Annotated in this window: 20 protein-coding genes; 15 read left to right on the top strand and 5 right to left on the bottom strand. The window is 68.4% G+C overall.

Translation table 11 applies throughout. The annotated features are described in order from the left end of the window. Nucleotides 1–89: 89 nt before the first annotated feature. Nucleotides 90–665, top strand: coding sequence for a phosphoribosylglycinamide formyltransferase (purN, locus tag PKD89_RS04685; protein WP_287380125.1), 576 nt, complete (start codon nt 90–92; stop codon nt 663–665). 23 nt (nt 666–688) lie between these two features. On the opposite strand, the gene PKD89_RS04680 is transcribed toward purN, so the two are convergent. Further along, nucleotides 689–3,541: an acyltransferase family protein gene (locus PKD89_RS04680; protein ID WP_289012312.1), complete on the bottom strand. Its 2,853-nt coding sequence runs from the start codon at nt 3,539–3,541 to the stop codon at nt 689–691. 696 nt (nt 3,542–4,237) lie between these two features. Here PKD89_RS04680 and purH point away from each other — a divergent pair. The 12 genes from purH to PKD89_RS04620 all read left to right on the top strand — a co-directional run bounded on the left by purH (nt 4,238) and on the right by PKD89_RS04620 (nt 18,117). After that, nucleotides 4,238–5,788, top strand: a complete 1,551-nt coding sequence (gene purH, locus PKD89_RS04675; RefSeq protein ID WP_287380127.1) for a bifunctional phosphoribosylaminoimidazolecarboxamide formyltransferase/IMP cyclohydrolase — start codon at nt 4,238–4,240, stop codon at nt 5,786–5,788. A 32-nt stretch (nt 5,789–5,820) separates the two neighbouring features. Continuing rightward, nucleotides 5,821–6,702, top strand: a complete 882-nt coding sequence (locus PKD89_RS04670; RefSeq protein ID WP_287380128.1) for a tetrahydrofolate dehydrogenase/cyclohydrolase catalytic domain-containing protein — start codon at nt 5,821–5,823, stop codon at nt 6,700–6,702. Between the two features lie 49 nt (nt 6,703–6,751). Further along, entirely contained in the window at nt 6,752–7,729 is a 978-nt protein-coding gene (locus PKD89_RS04665; RefSeq protein ID WP_287380129.1) for a methylenetetrahydrofolate reductase, read from the top strand. Between the two features lie 19 nt (nt 7,730–7,748). Continuing rightward, nucleotides 7,749–8,237, top strand: coding sequence for a DUF4262 domain-containing protein (locus PKD89_RS04660; RefSeq protein ID WP_287380130.1), 489 nt, complete (start codon nt 7,749–7,751; stop codon nt 8,235–8,237). Continuing rightward, a complete protein-coding gene (locus PKD89_RS04655; protein WP_287390356.1) occupies nt 8,234–9,235 on the top strand; it encodes an oxygenase MpaB family protein in 1,002 nt (333 codons plus the stop codon). Before PKD89_RS04660 ends, PKD89_RS04655 begins: the two co-directional genes overlap by 4 nt. Before the next feature lie 129 nt (nt 9,236–9,364). Then, nucleotides 9,365–10,795: an aldehyde dehydrogenase family protein gene (locus tag PKD89_RS04650; protein WP_289012313.1), complete on the top strand. Its 1,431-nt coding sequence runs from the start codon at nt 9,365–9,367 to the stop codon at nt 10,793–10,795. Between the two features lie 16 nt (nt 10,796–10,811). Beyond that, nucleotides 10,812–12,725 (top strand): ABC transporter ATP-binding protein, encoded by a 1,914-nt coding sequence (locus PKD89_RS04645; RefSeq protein ID WP_324332287.1) that lies wholly within the window; start codon nt 10,812–10,814, stop codon nt 12,723–12,725. Further along, complete coding sequence (locus PKD89_RS04640; RefSeq protein ID WP_287390354.1) at nt 12,722–14,539, top strand: ABC transporter ATP-binding protein; 1,818 nt, start codon at nt 12,722–12,724, stop codon at nt 14,537–14,539. Before PKD89_RS04645 ends, PKD89_RS04640 begins: the two co-directional genes overlap by 4 nt. 222 nt (nt 14,540–14,761) lie before the next feature. Beyond that, entirely contained in the window at nt 14,762–15,754 is a 993-nt protein-coding gene (locus tag PKD89_RS04635) for a malate dehydrogenase (RefSeq protein ID WP_287390352.1), read from the top strand. 95 nt (nt 15,755–15,849) lie between these two features. Next, nucleotides 15,850–16,221, top strand: coding sequence for an SCP2 sterol-binding domain-containing protein (locus tag PKD89_RS04630; protein ID WP_287380139.1), 372 nt, complete (start codon nt 15,850–15,852; stop codon nt 16,219–16,221). A 54-nt stretch (nt 16,222–16,275) separates the two neighbouring features. Then, complete coding sequence (locus PKD89_RS04625) at nt 16,276–17,130, top strand: DNA-formamidopyrimidine glycosylase family protein (protein WP_287380141.1); 855 nt, start codon at nt 16,276–16,278, stop codon at nt 17,128–17,130. A gap of 63 nt (nt 17,131–17,193) precedes the next feature. Beyond that, on the top strand, nt 17,194–18,117 hold the full coding sequence (locus PKD89_RS04620) for a hypothetical protein (protein WP_289012314.1): 924 nt from the start codon (nt 17,194–17,196) through the stop codon (nt 18,115–18,117). A gap of 30 nt (nt 18,118–18,147) precedes the next feature. Here the strand turns inward: PKD89_RS04620 and PKD89_RS04615 are convergent, their stop codons facing one another. Further along, nucleotides 18,148–18,504 (bottom strand): hypothetical protein, encoded by a 357-nt coding sequence (locus PKD89_RS04615; RefSeq protein ID WP_287380145.1) that lies wholly within the window; start codon nt 18,502–18,504, stop codon nt 18,148–18,150. On the opposite strand from PKD89_RS04615, the gene PKD89_RS04610 reads away from it, so the two are divergent. Next, nucleotides 18,491–18,667 (top strand): hypothetical protein, encoded by a 177-nt coding sequence (locus PKD89_RS04610; protein ID WP_287380146.1) that lies wholly within the window; start codon nt 18,491–18,493, stop codon nt 18,665–18,667. The two genes, PKD89_RS04615 and PKD89_RS04610, sit on opposite strands and share 14 nt — an antisense overlap. Nucleotides 18,668–18,997: 330 nt before the next feature. After that, a complete protein-coding gene (locus tag PKD89_RS04605) occupies nt 18,998–20,077 on the top strand; it encodes a hypothetical protein (protein ID WP_287390346.1) in 1,080 nt (359 codons plus the stop codon). A 31-nt stretch (nt 20,078–20,108) separates the two neighbouring features. Here PKD89_RS04605 and PKD89_RS04600 read toward each other — a convergent pair whose 3' ends face one another. Genes PKD89_RS04600 through PKD89_RS04590 form a run of 3 tightly spaced genes read right to left on the bottom strand, consistent with a single transcriptional unit; the run spans nt 20,109 to nt 23,639 of the window. Beyond that, nucleotides 20,109–20,888: a succinate dehydrogenase/fumarate reductase iron-sulfur subunit gene (locus PKD89_RS04600; protein ID WP_287380149.1), complete on the bottom strand. Its 780-nt coding sequence runs from the start codon at nt 20,886–20,888 to the stop codon at nt 20,109–20,111. 47 nt (nt 20,889–20,935) lie between these two features. Further along, nucleotides 20,936–22,870: a fumarate reductase/succinate dehydrogenase flavoprotein subunit gene (locus tag PKD89_RS04595; protein WP_287390344.1), complete on the bottom strand. Its 1,935-nt coding sequence runs from the start codon at nt 22,868–22,870 to the stop codon at nt 20,936–20,938. Between the two features lie 10 nt (nt 22,871–22,880). Beyond that, the gene (locus PKD89_RS04590; RefSeq protein WP_287380153.1) at nt 22,881–23,639 is read right to left on the bottom strand and encodes a succinate dehydrogenase cytochrome b subunit; all 759 of its coding nucleotides are present in this window, start codon (nt 23,637–23,639) and stop codon (nt 22,881–22,883) included. Nucleotides 23,640–23,695 lie beyond the last annotated feature (56 nt).

Genomic DNA, 23,695 nt, shown 5'->3' with positions numbered 1-23,695 from the left:
GGGCCCCGCCACGGCGGGAACGATCGAGTCACGGTGGGACCTGTGGCCGCCGAGCCGGAAGGCTCGCGCCCGAGCGCGGGTGCGCGCTGATGAGGCTGGGTGTGATGGTGTCGGGGTCGGGCACGCTGCTCGACGCGATGGTCGAATCCGGGCTTGAGGTTGCGGCCGTCCTCGTCGATCGTCACTGCCTTGCAGAGGGGGTGGCACTTCGCCACGGATTGCCGCTTCAGGTGATCGAGCGCACCGACTTCTCCGCCGACTTCGACCGTGAGGCGTTCACCCGTCGGGTCGTCGCCACCTGGGATGAGCTGGAGCTCGATCTGCTGGCAATGGCCGGCTGGGGGACGGTGCTCGCCGGCTCGGCGTTCGAGGCCCGCCCCGGCCACATCATCAACACCCACCCAGCCTTGCTGCCGTCATTCAAGGGCTGGCACGCGGTGCCCGCCGCACTCGACGCCGGCGTGAAGGTCACCGGCTGCACCGTGCACGTGGCCACCGTGGCGGTGGACGAGGGGCCGATCCTGGCCCAGGAGGCCGTGCGGGTGTTGCCCGACGACGACGAGGCCAGCCTGCACGAGCGCATCAAGGCGGTGGAGCGCCGGATCTATCCCCGGGTGCTCGCCGACATCCTGCGGCGCGGCTACGTGCTCGACCCGAGCGTCTGACCGCCGCCCCGGATGGGTGGGGTTCAGTTGTCTGCGTCGGCGGCGGCTTCATCGGCCGCCGCTTCGGGATTGACCGTCGGCGCCTCGGGCCCGAGGCCCCGCTCCTTGGCGATCCGCTGCAGTTCCTCGCTGAGAAAGGCCCCTGCCAGCGGCGAGCTGTCCGGCGTGAAGTGCCCCCCGTCCGGCCGAAGCCGAACGCCGTCGATCTCCTCGGTGCAGTCGGTGCCATCGCAGATCCACCCCGCCAGGTCGATCAACTCGGCGTCCTCGCTGCGCGAGGCGACGAGTTCGGCGATGATCTCGTTGAGGGCGACCTCGCGCCGCCGAGTGTCGTCGAGGTTCTTCTCGATTGAGGCGGCGTTGGTCGACTCGACGTTGGGGATCACGGTGGTGAGAACGACGAGCGAGCCGTCCTGAGAGAGGGCATCGATCATCTGGCCGTAGTACTTCTCGATCCGCTGGCGCATTTCGTCGGAATCGAAGGGAATGTTGCGTCCGTCGACCTCCCGATCCAAAATCATCCACTGGCTCACCGGCACGAGCACGATGTCGGGAGCGAACTCCTCGACGTAGGTCGGCCAGCGTTGGGCCCAGTCGGGGCACTCGGTGGTCACCGTGCCCGGCAGTCCTTGGCGTCGACCGGGTGCGGGGTCGGGGAAACAGCTGAACTCGGCCTTGTTCCACAGCAGAAAGGGGGTGCTGCGAGCGTCGGTCGCGCCGAAGAAGTTGGAACCGATCGACCAGGCGACCGAGTCGCCGAACAGCAGGACCCTCAGCTGGTCGCCCATCGCCTCCTGGGTGAGGTGGCGCCTGACCGAGCGCCGGGCGACGCCGGCCAGCGCGCCGCCGAAGGCCTCGGGGTTGGGGCTGATCAGGTTGAACTCACCCTCGGCGGGGTTCAGCCGGGCCGTGTCGACGCACTGCACCTGCCCACACCACAGGCTCCCGAGTTGGACGTGCTCGACGTCGCCGCCGCTGCGGGTGGCCACCTGCTGGGCGGCCTCCCGGCTGCGCTCGACGGCGAACGCGTCGAAGGAGGTGGGGTCGTTGATCGGGGGCGCGGTCAGCAGCACGACGGTGCGGCCGCCCTCGGCGGTCGGCCCGGCACCCAACTGGCGCACCAGGCGTTCCATGCTCTCGGTGTAGGCCCGCTCGTTCTTGGCAGAGTCGAAAACATCGATTGGGGTGTTGGTGTCGTCGAAGGGTTCCCAGTTGCGGACGCCGACGACGACCACGTCGGGATCGTTCTGCCTGACGAGCGCCTCCCAGCGGTCCCGCCAGCCCTCGCACAGCGTGGCGGCATCGTCGCACCCGCTGCCAGCGAGGGTGACCTCCTGCTGCTCGGGGCCGTCACCGTCAGCGTCGCCCCAGTCGGCGGGCAACGACCGTGCCAGCTCGTCGCCCAACACCAGCGTGCTCAGCTGGGCGGGGGGCTCGACCGACTTGACGGCCTCGACGGGCGGGGCGGCGGCCTCCTGATCGCTGGCGTAGGCCTCCTCGAGGGTCTGCTCGGCGCCGGTCGTGCCGGCGATCAGGGCGATGGCGATAAGGACAGGGGTCACCGCGATGCCGACGAGTTCGAGCCTGACCGGCATGCGCCGTTCCCGGATGGGGACCTCGATCAGCAGCAGGCTGAGCATTGCCGCACCGACCGAGAGACCGAAGCGGAGGACGTTCAAGGCCGGCAGGCTGAGGCCGGTGCGCTGCGGGGTGAGCGCCAAGATGATCGGCCAGTGCCACAGGTACAGCCCGTAGGAGATGCGCCCAAAGAACCGAAAGGGGCGCAGGGAGAGCGCCCGGTCGAGGGAGGATCGCTGGCCGGCCATGGCGGCCACGATCACCGTGGCGCTCAGCACGGCGATGACGAGGAAGCCGCCTTGATAGAGCAGCGCCGGGGGCACGTCGGCCACAGCGGCGACGAGGAACACCGCTGCGGCGCCCCATCCGACCGGCACCAGCCACTTGGGTGGTGACGAAAGGAGGCGCTTGCCCAGCCCGTCGTAGAGGGCGGCGAGCGCCACGCCGATCAGCAAACCCTGCACCCGGGTGTCGGTGCGGAAGTACAGGCTGAAGTTGTCGGGTGTGTACAGCAAGGCCATCAGGCCGGCCGATGCGGCTGCGCCGACCGCACCGACCAGCCAGAGCGGCACGTCGTAGCGTTGCCCACGGGTGAGCGCCCCGGACGCCCTGGATCTCCAGCTGAACAAGGCGACCGTGATCACCGGCCACACCAGGTAGAACTGCTCCTCGATCGCCAGCGACCAGTAGTGCTCGAGTGGGCTCTTGGCGGCGAACTGGTCGAAGTAGCTGGTCGTGTCGAAGGCCCGGGCCCAGTTGGTGACGTAGAACAGCGAGGCCAGGCCCTGGCTGCGGATGTCGTCGAGCTGTTCGGATTCGGCGAAGAGCACGGCGAATCCGGCCACGGCGAACAGGACCAGCAGCATCGCCGGCAACAGGCGTCGGGCCCGCCGGATCCAGAACTGCTTCAGATCGATGCGCCCGTGCGTCGTCCACTCCTGCACGAGCAGCGTGGTGATGAGGAATCCGGAGAGCACGAAGAAGATGTCGACCCCGAGATAGCCACCCTTCATCCAAGGGAGGTCGAGGTGGAACAGCACGACGATGAGCACGGCGATGCCGCGGATCCCGTCGAGACAGTTGCGGTGGCGAAGCCTGGGTGGTGCGTCGGGGTCGGGAGGCGGGGCCGACGATGGTGGCGCTTCCCCCGATGGTGCTGGCAGGTCGTCGCAGGTCGGTGCCTCGGGAGCGCCAGAGGGGTGTGGGACCGCCGTGTGTGACGTGGCCGGGTTCGGGGGCGCGCAACCACGGTCGTGCCGAGCGGGGACATCGTTCGCTGATGCGGGCGGTGAGGTCATGGCCAGTTTTGGCGCGCCTCATCGGACTGCGCGCCGCCAGCACGCTAGTGGGCGGTGGGTTGACAGCGGGATCGGTGGGATCCCGCTGTCAACCCACCAACTCAGGGCGCCAGCACGGCGATCATCCACAACAATCCCAGGATCGCGGCTGCAGCCAGCGACGCAATCCTGACCGTTGAGGCTATTCCATCGGTAACCCGGTTCATGATGCTCCCTCCCTCAGCCCGATGGGCGCCGTCGCCGGCCGGTGGGGAGCTGGAGTGCGAGTTCCAGCGGCCAGCGACGGCACCCTGCGGGTCGTGTCCTGCATGGGCAGTCGAGACGTCGCTGGCTCGACTGGGGTTCAGTATCGGGTTGGTTTGAAGGGGAGTCAAGTGCATTTCGTCCGAAGGGGATCGATTGTCTGAAGTGATTTCTCCTGACCGGCCGTTCCGGGCCCTAGGCGGAGGACCGTTCCGTGCGTAGGGTGCTGGTTGCACGTGCGATGAGAAGTCTCATTCCTCGTGTTCTGCACACTGCGACGGTTCCCGGGGTGCGAGCCCGGGGACCGTCGCGTTGCCGGCCGAAGAGACGGGTTGAGGTGTTCGTACCCCCACCCTCAATCGCCACCGCTGGGTGGCTGCTGCTGGGGCCGGTAGGGTCGAACCAAGCGTCGGCGCCAGCTCTGGAGCGTCGTCCCGACCCCTCGGAGTGAACATGGCGGATCGTCGCCGAGCCCTGCTGTCCGTGTACGACAAGACCGGTGTGGTTGAGCTGGCTCGTGCGCTCAGCGACGCCGGATGGGACCTGTTGTCGTCCGGCGGTACCGCGGCGGCGCTGGCCGAGGCCGGCGTCGAGGTGCAGCCGCTGGCCGAGCTGACCGGATTCGGTGAGATGCTCTCCCATCGGGTGGTCACGCTGCACCCGGCGGTGCACGGCGCCCTGCTCGCCGACCGCGATGACCCATCGCACCTGGCCGACCTGGATGCCCACGGCATCGACCCGATCGATCTGGTCGTGGTCAACCTGTACCCGTTCGACAGCGACCCGAGCATCGAGTTGATCGACATCGGCGGCCCGACGATGGTGCGGGCTGCCGCAAAGAACCATGCTCACGTCGGCGTGGTCGTCGACCCGTCCGATTACGCAACGGTGGCCGAGGAGGTCGGTCGGGGCGGCGGGTTGTCCCAGGACACCCGGCGAAGCCTGGCCGTGCGGGCCTTCGAGGTCATCGCCGACTATGACCGCCAGATCGCCGACTGGATGGTCGACGGATTGCCGAGCGAGACCGAGGGCGCACCGGCCACAACCGTTGATGCGGGGCCCGACGTGCTTCCGACACGGCTGACGCTCGATGCCACCCGAGCCGAGGTGCTGCGCTACGGCGAGAATCCCCACCAGGTGGGCGCCCGGTACCGCACCGGCGACGGCGGGTGCTGGGATCGAGCCCAACAGCATCAGGGCAAGGCGATGTCCTATCTCAACGTCTACGACGCCGATGCCGCCTGGCGCCTGGTGTGGAGCCTGGGCGACCGGCCTGCCGCCGTGGTGATCAAGCACGCCAACCCCTGCGGTGCTGCGGTGGCCGATGATCTGGTGACCGCCTACCGGCGGGCCCACGAGGGGGACCCCACCTCGGCCTTTGGCGGAATCGTTGCGGTCAACGGCGAGTTCACCGCCGAGCTGGCCGAGCAACTGTCGCCGGTGTTCACCGAGGTGCTGATCGCCCCGTCCTATTCCCCGGAGGCGATCGAGCTGCTCGCCCGCAAGAAGAACCTTCGCGTGATCGAGGCCGAGCGCCCGACCGAGCCAGAGCTGTCGGTGCGTACCATCGCCGGCGGGCTGCTGGTGCAGACGTCCGACCCCGGCGGCTTCGACCGGGATGAAACCACGGTGGTAACCGAGCGTCAGCCTGAGCCGTCCGAGTGGGTCGACCTCGAGCTGGCCTGGAAGCTGGCGGCCCGCGTGACGTCCAACTGCATCGTGTTGGTGAAGGACACGATGGCGGTGGGGATCGGGGCAGGACAACAAAACCGTCGCGACGCCGGCCGGATTGCCGCCGAGAAGGCCGCCGGGCGGGCGGTCGGCGGCGCCTGCGCCTCCGACGCGTTCTTCCCGTTCCGCGACGGGCTGGACGCCGCCGCCGAGGCAGGCGCAACCTGCGTGGTTCAGCCGGGCGGGTCGGTGCGCGACGACGAGGTGATCGCGGCGGCCAACGAGGCCAACATGGCGATGGTCTTCACCGGGGTCCGTCACTTTCGCCACTGAGCCGAGCCCGGGGCAACGGTTAGCGTTGCCCCATGGCCGCAATCACGTTGGATGGACAAGCGCTCGCCGACCGCATTAAGTCGGAGCTGGCCCAGCGCGTGGCCGACCTTGCCCGACCCGGCGTCCTGTCGCCCACGGGACGGCCTCCTGGGTTGGGGACGGTCCTCGTCGGTGATGACGGCCCCAGCGCCCGCTACGTGGCGGGGAAACACCAGGACTGTGCCGACATCGCCATGACGTCGGTTCACCGGCCCCTCCCGGCCGATGCCACGCAGGCGCAGCTGGAGGCGACGATCGCCGAGATGAACGCCGACGAACGGGTCGATGCCTTCATCGTCCAGTACCCCGTCCCCGCCGGGCTCAACTTCGAAGCGGCGATGCTGGCGATGGATCCGTCAAAGGATGCCGACGGTCTGCATCCGGTGAACCTGGGCAAGTTGGTGATGGGCGAGCGGGCGCCGCTGCCGTGCACCCCCCATGGCATCCTCAAGCTGTTGGCCGCCTACGGGGTCGAGCTGGCCGGTCGACACATGGTGATCGTCGGTCGCGGCCTGACGATCGGCAGGCCGTTGGCGCTGCTCGCAGCGTTGAAGCGCCCGGACGCCAACGCCGCTGTCACCGTCGTCCATACCGGGGTCGGCGATCTGGCCTCCTACACACGCCAGGCCGACGTGATCGTTGCCGCCGCCGGCGCCCCGGGCGTGATTACCGCCGACATGGTGCGCCCGGGAGCGGCCGTGGTGGCGGCAGGGGTGACGATGGACGGCCGCAGGGTGGTCTCCGACGTCGCCGACGAGGTCGCTGAGGTTGCCGGTTGGCTGTCGCCGCGTCTGGGAGGCGTGGGGCCGATGACCAGGGCGATGCTGCTGGCCAACACGGTCGAGGCCGCAGCGATGAGGGCCGGGTCGGCCTGAGCCGCCGGGGACCGGCCGGATTGACGTGGGGGTGAAGTACCCTTTGACGATGGCCTCAGGCAGTTCTTCCGTAACGAGTGCGTCGGGCTCCGACGCCGTGCCCCGGGCGATCCCGGCACGGCCCAAGCGTGCCGATCCCATGCACCGGGACGCACGCATCGACGACCTGCTCGCCGAAGGCCCGACCCTGTCACTCGAGTTTTTCCCTCCAAAGACCGATCGCGGTGTCGCCAACCTGCTCGAAACGATCGATGCCCTCGAGGATCTCGACCCCGACTTCGTGTCGGTCACCTACGGCGCCGGCGGGTCGACCAGAGACCGCACCCGCGACCTGGTGGTCACCGCCAACCGCGATCGGAACTTCCCCGTCATGGCCCACCTCACCTGCGTGGGGCACACCCGGGCCGAGCTCAGAGAGCTGCTCGAGGACTACGCCGCCAGCGGAGTGCGCAACATCTTGGCCCTCGCGGGAGATCCGCCGGCCGACGGCAGCCCGGCCGAGGGCGATTTTCAGTACGCCACCGAGCTGATCGAGCTGATCCGAGAGGTGGGCGACTTCTCGGTGGGCGTGGCCGCCCACCCGGAGACGCACCCGCGGTCGCCGGACCGTGCCAGTGACCGCGAGCACCTGGCCGCCAAGCTCGAGGTCGCCGACTTCGCCATCACCCAGTTCTTCTTCAGCGCGTCGGACTACTTCGACATGGTCGACGAGCTCGATGCCCTGGGCGTGAGCACGCCGATCGTTCCCGGGGTGATCCCGGTGACCAACCCGGCCTCGGTCGCCCGCTTCGCAGACATGGCCAATGCGGCGCGCCCGGCCGAACTCTGGGCCCGGTACGAGGCGGTCGCAGAAGACCCTGAGGCCCTGATGGCCACCGCAATCGAGGCCGCTGCGTCGCTGGCGACCGAGCTGCTCGAGGGTGGCGCCCCGGGCGTGCACCTTTATGCGCTCAACCGCGCCGAGGCCCCGCTGGGCGTCGGCGCCCGTCTCGGTTGGCGGGTGAGACAGCGCCTGGACGTCTCGTGATCCGCGGGGCGGTCCGTCGATGAGCGGCGACCCCATGCCCGATCGCAACCTCGACCTCCGGGACAAGCTGGCCTGGATGGTGGAGACCCAGGGCTACGCGGTCGAGCCGGTGAAGCCGATCAACGAGCCCGGCGTCGCCCACCCCGGATACACCTTCACCGTCGGCTTCGAGGCCACCTGGGGTCACCCGGAGGTCGTCATCTGGGGCCTGGCACCCTCGGCGGCGCGCGGGCTGCTCGACCTGGTGGCAGCCCAGGTGGCGGCAGGCATCGAGCTGCCGGTGGGAGCGGTCTTCGTTGGCCTGTTGGAGAACGACCTGCGCTCGGCCCTGCTCGCCGTCGACGTCGAACTCGGCGACGAGCGCTTTCCCGGCGCAGCGGTTTTTTATTCCGAACGGCCCTTCCGCATGCTGCAGTTCGTCTGGCCCGATCGGGCTGGGATGCTGCCGTGGGAAGAGGGCTACGACGAGCGCTTGCGCCTGGCCCACCCGGTGATCGGGCACTGGTGAGTGCCGGGCTGGGGTCGTGGGGTGCAGCGCCCCTGGGCATGGGGCCACTGGTTGACGGAATGACGCGAGGCGCTGGAGTGGCCGCCCGTTGGCTGACCCAACCCGCTCGCGGTGCGGTCGAGAGCCAGCTGCGTCAGGCCTTCGATTCCAACCGGTTTCCACTGGAGCGTTACGACCATCCACCAGGTGACCCCGGCTGGTTCGGTCCGGACAGCGTCACCTGGTGGGCTCACGCCGACCTGTCGATGGTGGTGGGCGGTTTTGGCTCGCTGATGTTGCAGGCGCTGCACCCGTTGGCGATGGCCGGGGTGGCGGAGCACTCCGACTTCAAGGAGCGTCCGTTCGAGCGGCTGTCGCGCACCGCCAGCTTTGTGGTCGCCACCACCTACGGCGACAGCGAGACCGCCGAGAAGCTGTGTCGCGTCGTTCGCCGTACCCATCGGCACATCACCGGCGTGGCGCCCGACGGGCGCCCCTACGACGCCAACGATCCGGCCCTGCTGCGCTGGGTGCACGTTGCGGAGGTGTCGATGTTCGTCGCTGCCAACGCCCACTTCGGGCGCCGGGTGATGACCGCAGCCGAGGTCGATTGTTACTACGACGAGATGGCGGTGGTCGCCGAGGCGCTCGGTGCCACCCGGGTGCCCCGTAGCGCCGCCGAGGTGGCCAGCTACTTCGTCGAGGTGCAACCCGAGCTGCGAGCCGGTGAGCAGGCCGAGGACACACTTCGGTTCCTGGCCAGTCCTCCCGAGGGCGACCGCTTGGCCCGCAGCGTGTCTGGCATGTTCAGCGCCGCAGCGTGGGGGTTGCTCCCCGCTTGGGGCTACGGGTTGTATCGCCGTCCGGGACCGGGCCCGGTCGAGCGCGCCACCGTTGCCGCGTCCACCCGGGCCATCCTCGCTGCGCTGGCGGCGGTCACCGGCGAGAACCCGGTGGTCCAGCAGGCGGCCGCACGGGCCCGAGCCACCCCGGCATCACACCAACTGTCCTCCACGTAGTGGCCACGGGCTCGGGGCCCGATGCGGCAGAGCTGCCAGCGTGCTGGGCCAATCGGCGCCACGCCCGGTAACGTGACCGGTCCAGTCGATGAGTGCGGGGCGCCGCGCCCCGCCGATCAAGGGGGCACTATGAAGCGCTACGAGCAGTTCTACATTGGGGGCGAGTGGGTCACGCCTGCGGGCACGGCGACCGAGGACGTTGTCAACCCGGCCACCGAAGAGATCATCGGCAGCGTTCCGATGGGTACCCCCGAGGACGTCGACCGCGCCGTGGCGGCAGCCCGTCAGGCATTTCCGTCGTGGTCGACCACGTCGGTCGACGTGCGGGCCAAGTACCTGCGCGACATCGGCGCCGCCCTCACCGCCCGCTACGACGAGCTGGTCGACACGATCTCGGCCGAGGTGGGCTCGCCCAAGGCGTTTGCCCAGATGGTGCAGGCCGGCCTGGCCGTCGGCGATTGGAACACCTACGCCGATCAGATCGAGGCCTTCGAGTGGGAGAAGGAGCTGGGCAACTCCCTCGTGGTGCGCGAGCCGATCGGTGTCGTCGCCGCCATCACCCCCTGGAACTACCCGCTGTATCTGATCGTCTGCAAGGTGGCCCCGGCCCTCGCCGCCGGGTGCACCGTCGTGCTCAAGCCATCCGAAGTGACGCCCTTCAACGCCTTCCTGCTCACCGAGGTGCTCGACGAGGTGGGCCTGCCCGCCGGCGTGTTCAACCTGGTGACCGGCACCGGCCCCGAGGTGGGCGGTGCCATGACAGCTCACCCCGACGTCGACATGGTCAGCTTCACCGGCTCGGGTCGGGCGGGTAAGGAGGTGTCCAAGTCGGCCGCCGACACGGTGAAGCGGGTCGAGCTCGAGTTGGGCGGCAAGTCGGCCAACATCGTGCTCGATGACGCCGACCCGGCCACCGTGGCCTTCGGTTCGGTGTTCGCCTGCATGCTCAACTCCGGTCAGCCCTGCTCGCCCCGGCCCCGCCTGCTCGTGCCCGCCGACATGCACGACGAGATCGTCGACGCCGTCGTGGCGGAGGTGGCCCAGGCCAAGCTGGTCGACCCGACCGCCGACGAGCCCGACCTGTTCCACGCCTTCGGTCCGCTGGTGTCGGCCGCGCAGCGCGACAGGGTGCGCGACTACATCCAGAAGGGCATCGACGAGGGCGCCGACCTGGTGATCGGAGGCCCGGAGCAGCCCGAGGACCAGCCGCGCGGCTTCTACGTGAAGCCGACCGTGTTTGCCAACGTCGACCCCGACTCCACCATCGCCCAGGAGGAGATCTTTGGGCCGGTGCTGGCGGTGATTCCCTACACGGACGAGGACGATGCGATCCGCATCGCCAACAACACGATCTACGGCCTGGCCGGCGGCGTGCAGTCCGCCGACGTCGAGCGGGCCAAGTCGGTGGCCCGACGCATGCGCACCGGGCAGGTGGACATTAACGGTGGCGGCTTCAACGCAGCGGCCCCCTTTGGCGGTTATGGCCAGTCCGGCAACGGTCGCGAGCGGGGTGAGTGGGGCATCGACGGGTATCTCGAGACCAAGTCGATCCAGCTGTGACCCAGCGGTTGCCGCGGTGAGCGGAGGGTCGCCGGCCCCTCTCTCGCCAGATATGGGGCCGGCGGCCGATTCACCGCCCGAGGGCGCCGGCCTGGCGCGGTCGGGGCTGCGGTTGGTCGGCCGATTCGCCCGGATGGAACCGTGGCCGTTTGCGCTGGCCCTGTTCGGCGGCACCGCCTGGGCCGCCACCGTCGTGGGGTCAACCATCGTGATCGGCCAGGTGAACGACAAGGCGATCGTGCCGGTGCTGGCGGGGGAGAAAGGCCGCGGGGTGGCGCTGTGGGCGGCGCTGGCACTCCTGGCGGTCGGGGTGCTGCGCGGCGGCTCGGTGGTGCTGCGCCGCTGGTACGGCTCGGTGACCGAGGCACGGGTGCAGGCAGAGCTGCGGCGCCAGGTGGCCGACCGCGTGCTGGCCATGCCGCTGTCCGAGCATCGCAAACGTCCGACCGGCCAGCTGTTGGCGCTGGCCGACAGCGACGTCACCTTCTCTACTTGGGCGCTCATGCCGGTGCCACTCACGTTCGGGCTGGTGGCGCTGCTCGTGTTCTCGGTGATCAGCCTGTTGGTCGCCGACTGGACCTTTGCGCTGATCGCAGCGGTGCTGTTTCCCCTGTTGGTGTTGGTGAGCCGCTGGTTTTCGGCTCGCATGGTCGACCCGGCCACGCGATCCCAGGAGCAGGTGGCCCGGGTGTCGGGTATTGCCCACGAGAGCTTCGAGGGCGCCATGGTCGTCAAAACGCTGGGTCGAGAGGTTGCCGAATCGGGGCGCTTCGACGACGCCGCCGGTGCATTGCGCACCCAGCGGCTGCGGTTGGCCGCGCTGTCGTCGTCGTACCACCCGCTCGTCGATGCCCTGCCGCTGTTGGGCATGGTGGCGCTGATCGTCGTCGGCGGGTACCGCGTGCAGGCGGGCGCCGTCACCACGGGCGACGTGCTCGCTGCGGTCACCCTGTTCGGGTGGCTCAACTTTCCGGTGCGGGTGGCTGGGTTTTTGTTCGAGTCGATGCCGCGTTCGCTGGTGTCGATGGGGCGGATCGAGTCGCTTCTCGCCGTCGAGGATGGTGCCGATGCCGCCGCCGGCACCTGGGCTGGCGCTTACCCGCCGGAGTCGCTGCCCGGCTCACACCCCGACCGGCGGGTCGACCGGTTGCCCGCCGGGGCGCCGTCGGTCCGCTTCGAGGGCGTGAGCTTCGGCTTCGAGCCGGGACCCGACGTGCTCACCGACGTCGACCTCGAGGTCGCCTCCGGGGAGGTCGTCGCGCTGGTCGGAGCGACCGGAGCGGGCAAGTCCACGCTGTGCGAGCTGTTGGTGCGCCTCGACGAGCCGACCGCCGGGCGCATCGTTCTCGGCGGTGTCCCGCTGGACGACCTCACGCCCTCCGAGCTCCGCTCGACGGTGGCGCTGGTGTTTCAGGAGAGCTTCCTGTTTGCCACGTCGCTGCGCGACAACGTGGTGCTGGGGCGCGACCTGGACGATCGCGAGGTGCTCGACGTACTCGAGCGGGCTCGCGCGCGCCGCTTCGTCGAAGAGTTGCCCGATGGCCTCGAAACGATGATGGGGGAGCGGGGCGTCACCCTGAGCGGTGGGCAACGCCAGCGTGTCGCCCTCGCCAGGGCCTTGGTGCGCCGACCCCGGGTGCTGGTGCTCGACGATGCAACCTCGGCGGTGGATCCGGTGGTCGAGGCCGAGATCCTGGGTGGTCTCCGAGGTGGCGGCCATCGGGCCGACGCCGGCGTTATGACGGTGCTGGTCGTTGCGCACCGCCTATCGACGATCGCCTTGGCCGATCGCGTCGCCTTCATGGAGGCCGGCCGTATCGTGGCGGTCGGAACCCACACCCAGTTGCTCGATCACCCGGGCTATGAGGCGCTCGTCACCGCGTACGAGCGCGACGAGGTCGCGGTCGCCCCGGCAGGGGAGCTCCGATGAGTGATGCGGTCGCCCAGCTGGACGTCGACCCGTTCTCGGACGACCTTGTCGAGCGGCCGGGCGCGATGGCCCTACTGCGCGCTGGCGTGGCGGCGACGCCGGAGCTGCGGGCCGGTTTGGGCACGGCGATCGCCCTCTCGGTCGCCAACGCAGCTTGGCGACTGGTCGTGCCGATCGCCCTTCAGCAGGTGCTCGACCATGGCCTCAGCGGGTCGGGCGGCGTCGACATTCCGTTCGTGTTGTGGGCGAGTGCGGCTGCGGCCGTGGTCGTGGTCGTACTGACCGTCGTCGTGCAGCGTTTGACCATGGCCATGGCCCGAGTGGCTGAAGACGTGCTCTATGCACTGCGCACACGGACGTTTGCCCACGTGCACCGGCTGTCGATCGCCGCCCACGGCGAGTCGAAGACCGGCGTGCTGGTCAGCCGGGTCACCTCCGACATCGAAACCCTCGCCCAGTTCGCCACCTGGGGGGCGGTCAACTGGACCGTGTCGTCAGGCGTGCTCGTCGTCTCGCTGATCACGATGTTCATCTACTCGTGGCAGCTGGGCGTGCTGACGGTTGTCGTGCTCGCCCCAGTGGTGCCGATCATGATCGTCGTGCAGCGGCGCCAGCTCATCGCCTACGACACGTTGCGCAACCGGGTCGGTGACACGCTCGGGCGCATCGCCGAGACCGTGTCCGGCGTGCGCGTCATCCGGGCCTATCACCACTCCGAGAACGCCCGCGGCGACCTGCATGGTGCCATCGGCGAGCAACTGGCCGCGCAGCTGCGCGCCCGCTTCTTCTTCTCGATCATGTTCCCGATGTCGGACCTCTTCGGTGGGCTGCTGCTGGCGGTCATCGCCGGTGCGGGGTTGTACTTCGCCGGGTCGTGGGGCCTCACCGCCGGTGTGATCGTCGCCTGCCTGCTGCTGGCCAACCAGCTGGCCCAGCCGATCGCCGAGATCGGCGAGGTGCTCGACCAGACCCAGACAGCGCTGGCCGGTTGGGGCAAGATCCTCGGCCTGTTGGACCAGCCGATCGACGTCATCGAGCCCACCGCCGGGTTGGCGCTGCCCGAGGGCGCCCTCGGAGTCGCTGTGAACAACGTGACCTTTTCGTACCTGCCGGGCCAGCCGGTGCTGCACGACGTCTCGCTCGAGATTCCGGCCGGAACGACCGTAGCGATCGTCGGCGAGACCGGCTCGGGCAAGACCACCCTGTCCAAGTTGTTGTGTCGGCTGGCCGACCCGCAACTCGGTGGAGTGTTCCTCGGCGGTATCGACCTGCGCGACGTCGATCCCGCATCCCGGCACCGGGCGATCCGGCTCGTTCCCCAGGACGGGTTTCTCTTCGACGACACCGTGGCCGCCAACGTGGCGCTGGGGCGTCCCGGTGCCACCCGATCCGACGTCGAGGCGGCGTTCGCCGCCCTTGGCCTGACCGAGTGGGTGGCCCAGCTGCCCGACGGCGCCGAGACCGCCGTGGGCGAGCGCGGCGGTGCGCTGTCGGTGGGTGAACGCCAACTGGTCGCCTTGGCGCGGGCCCAGTTGGCCGATCCTGGGTTGTTGTTGTTGGACGAGGCGACCTCCAACGTCGACCCGGAAACCGAGCGGGTACTGGGCCGGGCCCTGGCCAGCCTGTCCAAAGGTCGGACGACGATCTCGGTGGCCCATCGCCTGTCGACCGCCGAGGCGGCCGAGCTGGTGGTCGTCTTCGACGCCGGCAGGATCGTCGAACTGGGAGCCCACGCCGAGCTGGCCGTCGCCGGCGGCGTCTATGAGCGCCTCTACGACAGCTGGGTCGGCAACACCCGATCGGGTACTGCGTAGCGCCTTCGGCCCTGACCCCTGTGCCGGTTCGGCTGGTCCTCGCTTCGCTGCGTCGCCGGGCCGGCGGCGCTTGAGGTGACTCGCTGCGCTCGCAACCTCGCCGCCGTCCGGTACAAAGGAGCGCCTTCGGCGTCGGCCGCTGCCTCGCCGTTCGGGTGGCGCCGGGTAGCGCCGGTAGGCTCGGCCGTCCATCCAAACGAAGCGACAAGCAGGAGCCTCACCGTGTCGACCAACGCCCCAGTTCGAGTAGCAGTCACCGGCGCGGCCGGGCAGATCGGGTACTCGTTGCTCTTCCGGATCGCATCCGGGGCCATGCTGGGCCCCGACCAGCCGGTGGCGTTGAACATGTTGGAGATCACCCCGGCCCTCGGCGCGCTCGAGGGCGTGGCGATGGAGCTGGATGACTGTGCCTTTCCGCTGCTGAGCGAGATGGTCCGCACCGATGACGCCGACGTGGCCTTCGGCGATGCCGACGTCGCGCTGCTCGTCGGCGCCATGCCCCGCAAAGCGGGCATGGAGCGCGGCGACCTGCTGGCGGCCAACGGCGGCATCTTCGGCCCGCAGGGCCAGGCGATCGGGCGTTCGGCCAAGGCCGACATCAAGGTGCTCGTCGTCGGCAACCCGGCCAACACGAACGCCCTGATCGCCCAGTCGGCCGCCGTCGGCATGGATCCCCGCCGCTTCACGGCGATGACCCGCCTCGATCACAACCGGGCGATGGCCCAGCTGTCGGCCAAAACCTCAACGCCGGTCACCGATATCGCCAAGCTGACGATCTGGGGCAACCACTCGAGCACCCAGTACCCCGACTTGAGCAACGCCACGGTTGGCGGCAAGTCCGCCCTTGAGACGATCGGCGATCAGGCATGGGTGGCCAACGAGTTCATCCCGACCGTCGCCAAGCGCGGCGCGGCGATCATCGATGCACGCGGCGCTTCCTCGGCCGCCTCGGCCGCCAGCGCGGCGATCGATCACATCCGCACCTGGACGATGGGCACCGATGACGGCAACTGGACCTCGATGGCCGTGCCCTCTGACGGCAGCTACGGAGTGGACGAGGGGCTGATCTCCTCGTTCCCGGTCACCTGCGCCGACGGCGACTACTCGATCGTTCAGGGTCTGGAGATCGACGACTTCTCCCGTGAGCGCATTGACGCTTCGGTCGCCGAGCTTCGTGAGGAGCGCGACGCCGTCGCCGAACTCGGTCTGCTCTAGAACATCGCCCGAGCGGCAGGTCGACGTGCGGCCCCCGGCACGTTGTACCCCACGGTCTGCGGTTTGCTTGGGCCGGCGCCGGGTACCCTGCCCCTATGACCGACGATCTGCCCTCCGACGAGCAGCTGTTGGCGCTGCTCGAGGCTGCCGATGTCCAGAGCCACCTGGCCGCCGGGGCATCGGACACCGACGGGTTGGCCGTCCAATACCGCATTGAACCCGGCGACCGACAGTGGTGGTGGAGCACCCGCAAGGGCTCGCCATCCACCGGCATCGGCCGGCTCGACGATCCCGATGTGGTCGTCACCTGCGACCCGGCGACGGCGCGAGGACTGCTCGATGGCACGCTGGAGGTGTCGCGTGCATTTCTGCTCGGCAGGCTGCGGGTCGACGGCGAGCTGGGCTTGGCGCTTCCCCAGGCGGCTGCGCACCGACCGGCGGCCACGCCTCCAGGGCGGCGAGGCTGAGCACGGTGAGCGCCCGGAAGCTCCAGCGCCGGTCCATCGTTCCCGGGTGCGTCCGTGCCTGAGCTTCCCGAGCTGGAGGCCCACGCCGGGAGATTGCGCGACGGTTGGGCGGGGCACACGCTGAGCGGGTTCCGGCCGTTCAGCTTCGCCGTGATGAAGACGGTGATACCCGATCCCAACGAGGGGGTCGGCCGTCCGCTGAGCACGGTGGGGCGGCGCGGAAAGTATCTGATCGCCAACTTCGACGGCGTGGTGTTCGTCGTCCACCTGATGCAGGGAGGGCGGTTGCGGGCGACGGCGCCGGCCAGCGGCCCCAAGGCGCCCCGGGGCGCGCTGGCCCGGTGGGGCTTCGACGGGGCGGACGACTGGACCTTGACCGAGGCCGGCAAGGAACGCCGGGTGGGGGTGTGGGTGTTCGACCGCCGCAACGGGCCCTCGACCGCCGAGGCGGAGCTGTTCGCCGACCTGGGGCCCGACGCCGACACGTTGGACGCCCGCGGGCTGGGCGAGCGCCTGCGAAGCCGGTCCGGTCGGCTGCACAACGTGCTCCGCGACCAACGGGTGGTGGCGGGCCTCGGCCGACGGCTGGCGAACGACCTGTGCCACGTTGCCCGGCTGTCGCCGTTTGCCCCCACCGGCAGGCTGACCGACGACGAGGTGAAGCGGGTGCACCTCGCGCTCGGCGACCTGCTCCAGCGCGATCTCGCCTTCGAGGTCACCCAAGCGGAGCTGGTCAACACGGCGAAGCGGCCCACCAACGTGCACCGTCGCGCCGGTGAGCCGTGCCCGACGTGCGGGGAGCCGATCCGCGAGGTCGCCTACCGGTCCTATGTGGTCAACTACTGCCCGACCTGCCAAACCGATGGCAGGATCCTGGCCGACAACACGACCAGCAAGTTCTTGAAGTAGGCGATCTTTCACCAAACGACTGCGCCCGATGCGGGTGCGGCACCGACGTCCGAGGGGGACACCATGACAGCGGTCGACGCCACCGACGAGGCCCGACACGTTCACAGCGACGAAGAACTGTGGAACGAGTCGTATTACTACGACTTCTTTGCTCCGGACGGCAGCTTGGGCGGCTACCTGCGCATCGGTTTCATCCCCAACCTGAACCGAGTTTGGTACTGGGCGTGCGCGGTGGGCCCCGATCGGCAGCTGGTCACCGTCGTCGACAACGAGGTGCCGCTTCCCACCGATCCGCGGTCACTCGAGCTGCGCACCGATGCGCTGTGGGCCGACCACACGGTCGAGGATCCGTTGGTTCACGCCACATGCAACCTGGAGGCGTTTGGTTTGCGGGTGGATGATCCGGCGGAGATGTACCGCCCCGAACCCAGGGGCGAGCGGGTGGCCTTCGGGTTTGAGCTCGACTGGGAGACCAACGGCGAGGCCTACATGTGGCCGCCGATCACGCCCCGTTACGAGATCCCCTGCACGGTCCATGGTCGCGTGCTGATCGGATCCGAGGAGTTCGAGGTGGATGGCTTCGGCCAGCGCGATCACTCCTGGGGGGCCTCGCGGGACTGGTGGGCCAACACCTGGTGCTGGAACGCCGGTCGCCTCGAGGACAACACCCGCTTTCACTCCACCGGGGCCCTCATCCCCGACAGCGATTTTGGGGTCGGGTACGTGATCGACCCCGATGACCAACTGGTCGAGGTCGACAGCGTGCGGGTGGCAACCGAGATGGGACGGGAAGGGCTGCCCGAGTCGGCCGAGCTGGCGGTGGGCGAACTTGAACTCGATGTCGAACCGCTGGCGTTCTCCCCGGTGCTCCTCACCCACCCTGACGGCCGCGAGGACAGGTTTCCCCGTGCGCTGGCGCGGTTCACCTCAGCCGACGAGCGGCAGGGCTACGGCTGGATCGAGTGGAATCAGCCACCGGCCGGTTGAGCTTCCCCGAGCGCTGGGCGCCGGGGGGTGTCAGCCGACGCCGCACACCTCCGAGAGGCGTGTGGTGAGGTTGTCCAAGGCGTCGGTGTACGCCTTGTTGGCGGCGGCACCCGGGTTGATCTGGCCACCTTCGGCGGTGTCCCGGGCAACCTGGGCAACGATGTCGATGTCCTTGGTCGAGGCTGGTCCGAATGCTTTCTTGAGGGTGGTGACATCCTGGTCGATGTTGTCGATCGATGACACCCCGAGCGCCCCGAGGCTGAGCCTCGTCAGCGCAGCGCCGGCGTCGACGCACCCGCCCAGCCCATCGGGGATCGTCAGGTCGACCCCTTCGGGCAGGGTGAGCTCGGTTCCGTCGGGCAGGGTGATTCCGGTGGGGATGGTCATGCCGGTCGGTGCGCTGGTGGAGGAGGCCACACTCCCGTCGACACCGCCGGAGGGTTCAGTGGTGGTCGAACTGGTGGATGACGTGGTGGTGGTCGAATCACCCCCGGTCGCCTCCGTGGTGCGCGTCGGTTGCGACGAGGTGGTCGTCGTATCCCCTGCCTGAGAGAGGTCGTTGCCGCATCCCGCCATCAAGGCGAGAGCTGCCACGGCGAGGCCGACCCCCAAACGGGTTCGTAGCGGGAGAGTGGGTTTGGTTGCGTTCACGGTGCTCCTCGTCGCTGGGGTCGCGAAGGTCAACCGTAATTCGTCGCCGCGCCGAGACGCCGTGACGGGTGAGCGCCGGGTCGGCCGGCGACTCGCTGATTGGGGGCTGCGGGCGATCACGGGCCGCTAAGGTGATTTCACATCCGAGTGGGGAACTTTCGATTCCCGGGGGCTCAGGTGACGATCACCCGATCGACGGCCCGCTCGTGTCGCAGGGGAGAAGCTCATGGTGAATCGGGGACGAATCCTGGCAGCGGTTTCGATGGCCGGGGTGGTCATGCTGGGTGCCGGGGCGTGCGGCAACGACACCGACGCAAAGTCGGAGTCGACACCGACGACGCCGACGACGCTGACCACCGACACGACTGGGGCCTCCAACGAGTCGGCGGACACCACGACGACTGCGGTGTCGGGAGCGACCGACGAGGTCTCGGGCACGGGCTATTACGGCGGCTTTAGCTTCGAGCTCTCCGAATCGGAGGTCGTTGTCGAGGAGGGTGTCGATGCGGAGTTGTCGATCAGCGTCGACGTGAAGAACCTGCGCGAGTCGGGTTCTCAGGTGTTCAGCCCGCCGGTGTCGATCGAGGACGATGCAGGCACGGGCGTGAGCGGATCGGCCGACAGCGATTCGATTCCCGGAGGCTCATCGGGCAAGGCGACCTTTGTCTTCAGCTCCAGCGACGGCTTCGACGACCTTGAGGGGTGGACGCTGCTCGTGGGCGACAGCGGGGAGGCTCGTGTGGAGCTTCCGCTGGACGGGAGCGATCAGGTCAGCCGGACTCCGGTGGAGCTCGAGCCGAGCGACGCCGAACTGAGCGTCGACGACGTGGACATCACGTTCGTCTCCCTCGAAGCCCAGTGGAGCGACTCCGATGGCTACCAGGTGGGCAAGGATGAAGTTGCCGTCATGCTCGAAGCGTCGGCAACCAACAACACCGACAGCCAAACCTGTGTGCGCGACGCAGTGAGCTTTGTCAGTCCGGACGGCGACACGACCGCTGCCTACGGGGTTGGTGACTGTGAGCCGGCGGGTGAATCATCGAAAGGGCTCATGTTCAGCGCGGTGATCGAGCAACCCGAGGCCGGAGAGTGGACGCTGAAGGTCGTCGGTGAATGGGGAACCGACGGGGCAGAAGCGAGCGGCGAGGTCACCTTCGAGCTCACTGAGGAGGACCTCTCCGGCACGATGGGCAGCGATTCCGGTGAGGATGAGTCGGACACCTCGGGGTCCTCGACCACGACCGCCAAGGACGATGAGGCAACCTCCACCACCGAGGGCGGCGAGAAGTCAACGACCACCGAGGGCTGAGCCCCCCCGGAGCGATAATGAGCTTGGCGCTCTAACCGACCTTGCGCTCGCCGAGGCGGCGGCGGTTGGTCCACTGCGCCTTGACGTAGTCACGGTTCATCATGGCGATGAAGTCGATCGAGATCTCCTTGGGGCACGCCTCGCCGCACTCGCCGTAGTTGCGGCACGAGCCGAAGTACTCGTCCATCTTCTCGACCATGGCGATCGAGCGGTCCCAGCGTTCTGCCTGGCCCTGGGGCAGCAGGTTGAGGTGCTGCATCTTGGCCGACGTGAACAGGCTGGCGGCCGAGTTGGGGCAGGCGGCGACGCAGGCGCCACAGCCGATGCATGCGGCGGCGTCCATGGCCGCCTCGGCCGCATCCTTGGCGATGGGGATCAGGTTGGCGTCAGGCGTGCCGCCGGTGGTGACGTCGATGTAGCCGCCGGCCTCGACGATCCGGTCGAACGTCGCCCGGTTGACCATCAGGTCTTTGATGACGGGGAAGGCCGCCGAGCGGAACGGCTCGATGATGATCTCGTCACCGTCGGTGAACTGGCGCATGTGCAGCTGGCAGGTGGCGGTCGCCTTCTGCGGGCCGTGCGCCTGACCATTGATCATGACGCCGCACGTGCCGCAGATGCCCTCGCGGCAGTCGTGGTCGAACACGATGGGTTCCTGATCGTGGTCGATCAGGTCCTCGTTGACGTAGTCGAGCATCTCGAGGAACGAGGCGTCGTCGGCCACCTTGGTGGTGTACGTCGCAAACTCGCCGGTGCTCTCGGGGCCTGCTTGGCGCCATACCTTGAGGGTGAGGTTGAGCATTTCGGTCATCGTCGGGGTCCGTTCTCGGTGCTCAGTGACCGGTCGTCGGTAAGCATCTACTTGTAGGAGCGCTGGGAGGGCGTCACGTCTTCGAAGACGAGCGGTTCCTTGTTCAGCACGGTGTCCTGGGCGATGTTCGGGCCGCCGTACTCCCAGGCAGAGACGTATTGGAAGTTGACGTCGTCGCGGAGCGCCTCGCCCTCGGGCGTCTGGGATTCCTCCCGGAAGTGGCCGCCGCAGCTTTCAACGCGATCGAGTGCGTCCTTGGCCTGCAGTTCCGCCAACTCCATGAAGTCGATCACCCGCAATGCCTTCTCCAGGCTCTGGTTGACCCCCTCGGCGGTGCCGAGGATCTTCACGTTGTTCCAGAACTCCTCGCGCAGTGCGGGGATCTCGGCCAGCGCCTTCTCCAGGCCGGCCTCGTTGCGGCTCATGCCGATGTAGTCCCAGACCAGCTTGCCCAGCTCGCGGTGATAGTGATCGACAGACTTGGTGCCGTTGGTCGACATCAGGTGATCGATGCGGCCCTGCAACTCGGCCTCGGCCCGGTCGAACGCGGGGTCGTCGGTGGACAGCGGGTCGCTGCCCAGCTTGGGGGCCAGGTAGTTGGCCACCGTGGGCGGGGCGACGAAGTAGCCGTCGGACAGGCCCTGCATGAGGGCGGAGGCCCCCAGCCGATTGGCGCCGTGGTCGGAGAAGTTGGCCTCGCCCAGCGCAAACAGCCCGGGGATGGTGGTCTCCAGGTTGTAGTCCACCCACAGGCCACCCATCGTGTAGTGGGTGGCGGGGTAGATGCGCATCGGAACCTCGTAGGGGTTCTCGCCGGTGATGCGCTCGTACATCTCAAAGAGGTTGCCGTAGCGCTCGGCGATGAGGTCCTTGCCCAGGCGCTCGATGGCGCTGGCGAAGTCGAGGTACACGCCGTTGTGCAGCGGGCCGACGCCGCGGCCACTGTCGACAGCCGTCTTGGCGTTGCGAGAGGCGATGTCCCGGGGCACCAGGTTGCCGAACGCCGGGTACTTGCGCTCGAGGTAGTAGTCGCGCCGCTCCTCCGGGATCTGCGCCGGGGGCGTGTCGACGTCGTCGACCGACTCCGGCACCCAGATGCGGCCGTCGTTGCGCAGCGACTCCGACATGAGGGTGAGCTTGGACTGGAACTCATCCGACGGCGGGATGCAGGTGGGGTGGATCTGGGTGTAGCAGGGGTTGGCGAACGCTGCGCCCCGCTTGTGGGCACGCCAGGCCGCCGTTGCGTTGGAGTTCATGGCGTTGGTCGAGAGGAAGTACGTGTTGGAGTAGCCGCCGGTGGCCAGCACGACCGCATGGGCCGAGTGCCGGGTCAGCTCACCGGAGATCAGGTCCCGGGCGATGATGCCCGCCGCAGTGCCCTCGTCGTCGAGGACGAGATCGAGCATCTCGGTGCGGTTGTGCAGGGTGCACGTGCCCGCCTCGATCTGATGGGCCAGGGCCTGATAGGCGCCGAGTAGCAGTTGCTGACCGGTCTGACCGCGGGCGTAAAAGGTGCGGCTCACCTGTGCGCCGCCGAAAGAGCGGTTGGCCAGCAGGCCGCCGTACTCGCGGGCGAAGGGCACTCCCTGGGCGACGCACTGGTCGATGATGTTCGACGACACCTGGGCCAGCCGGTAGGTGTTGGCCTCGCGGCTACGGAAGTCGCCGCCCTTGATCGTGTCGTAATACAGCCGGTACACCGAGTCGCCGTCGGCCTGGTAGTTCTTGGAGGCGTTGATGCCGCCCTGTGCTGCGATCGAGTGCGCACGGCGGGGGCTGTCGTGGAAGGTGAAGACCTGCACGTCGTAGCCGAGTGCGCCCAGCGTTGCGGCGCAGGCGCCGCCGGCTAGCCCGGTGCCCACCACGATCACCTTGAACTTGCGGCGGTTGCTGGGGTTCACCAGCTTCATGTTGAAGAGGTGGTTGTCCCACTTGTCGGCCAGCGGGCCTTCGGGGATTTTCGCGTCGAGCGAGATGGTCATGTGGCTCTCCCTACGAGACGATGCCGGTCATGGCGGCCAGCGGCATGATGGTGTTGCCCACGCCGATCAGCACGGCCAGGCCGATGGCGAAATAGCGCCGGGCGACGTTGTACTTGGGGCTGTTGAGGCCGAGGCTCTGAAACATCGACCAGGCACCGTGGTAGAGGTGCACGGCCAGCAGCAGGTTGGCGACGATGTAGAAGATCGCCACCGGCGGGCGGCTCATCGACGCAACGAAGTTTTCGTACGGCATGCCCCGTTGCCAGCCGTTTCCGGCGGCGCCGCCGACGCCCCAGGTGAGGTCGGCCAGGTGGAACAGGAGGTAGAACAACACGATGGTGCCGGAGACGGCCATGGTGCGGTTGGCGTAGTTGACCGCTACGAACTGGCGCTTGGACTCGTAGTGGACCGGGCGGGCCCGCTTGTTGATCACGACCAGGCGATAGGCAGCCAGGATGTGGACGAGGAAGGCGCCGATCAGCCCGAGGCGCATGATCCACAGAAACACGGTCCTTGGGAGGATCGGATACAACAGTTCCCTCAGGAACTCGCCGTAATGGTTGATCGCCTCGGCCCCGAGGAACATCTTCCAGTTGCCGATCATGTGAAAGACGATGAAGCCGATCAACATGACGCCGGACAGGGCCATCGCCCACTTCATGCCGACCGTCGTGTCGAGGAAGCGAATGGGCCAGGGAAGGTTGCGGCGCGTGGGGCGCTGCGACTCGGGTTCCTGGGCTCCTGGTCGACCTTGGACCACCTGCGCCATGGATTGGGCCTCCGGTTGCGTCGGTCAAGCCGACTCGAATGTGTGAACGAGCAAGA

Source organism: Candidatus Neomicrothrix sp., from assembly GCF_035329545.1.
Lineage (GTDB): Bacteria > Actinomycetota > Acidimicrobiia > Acidimicrobiales > Microtrichaceae > Microthrix > Microthrix subdominans.
This window is presented reverse-complemented; position numbering and strand designations above follow the sequence as displayed.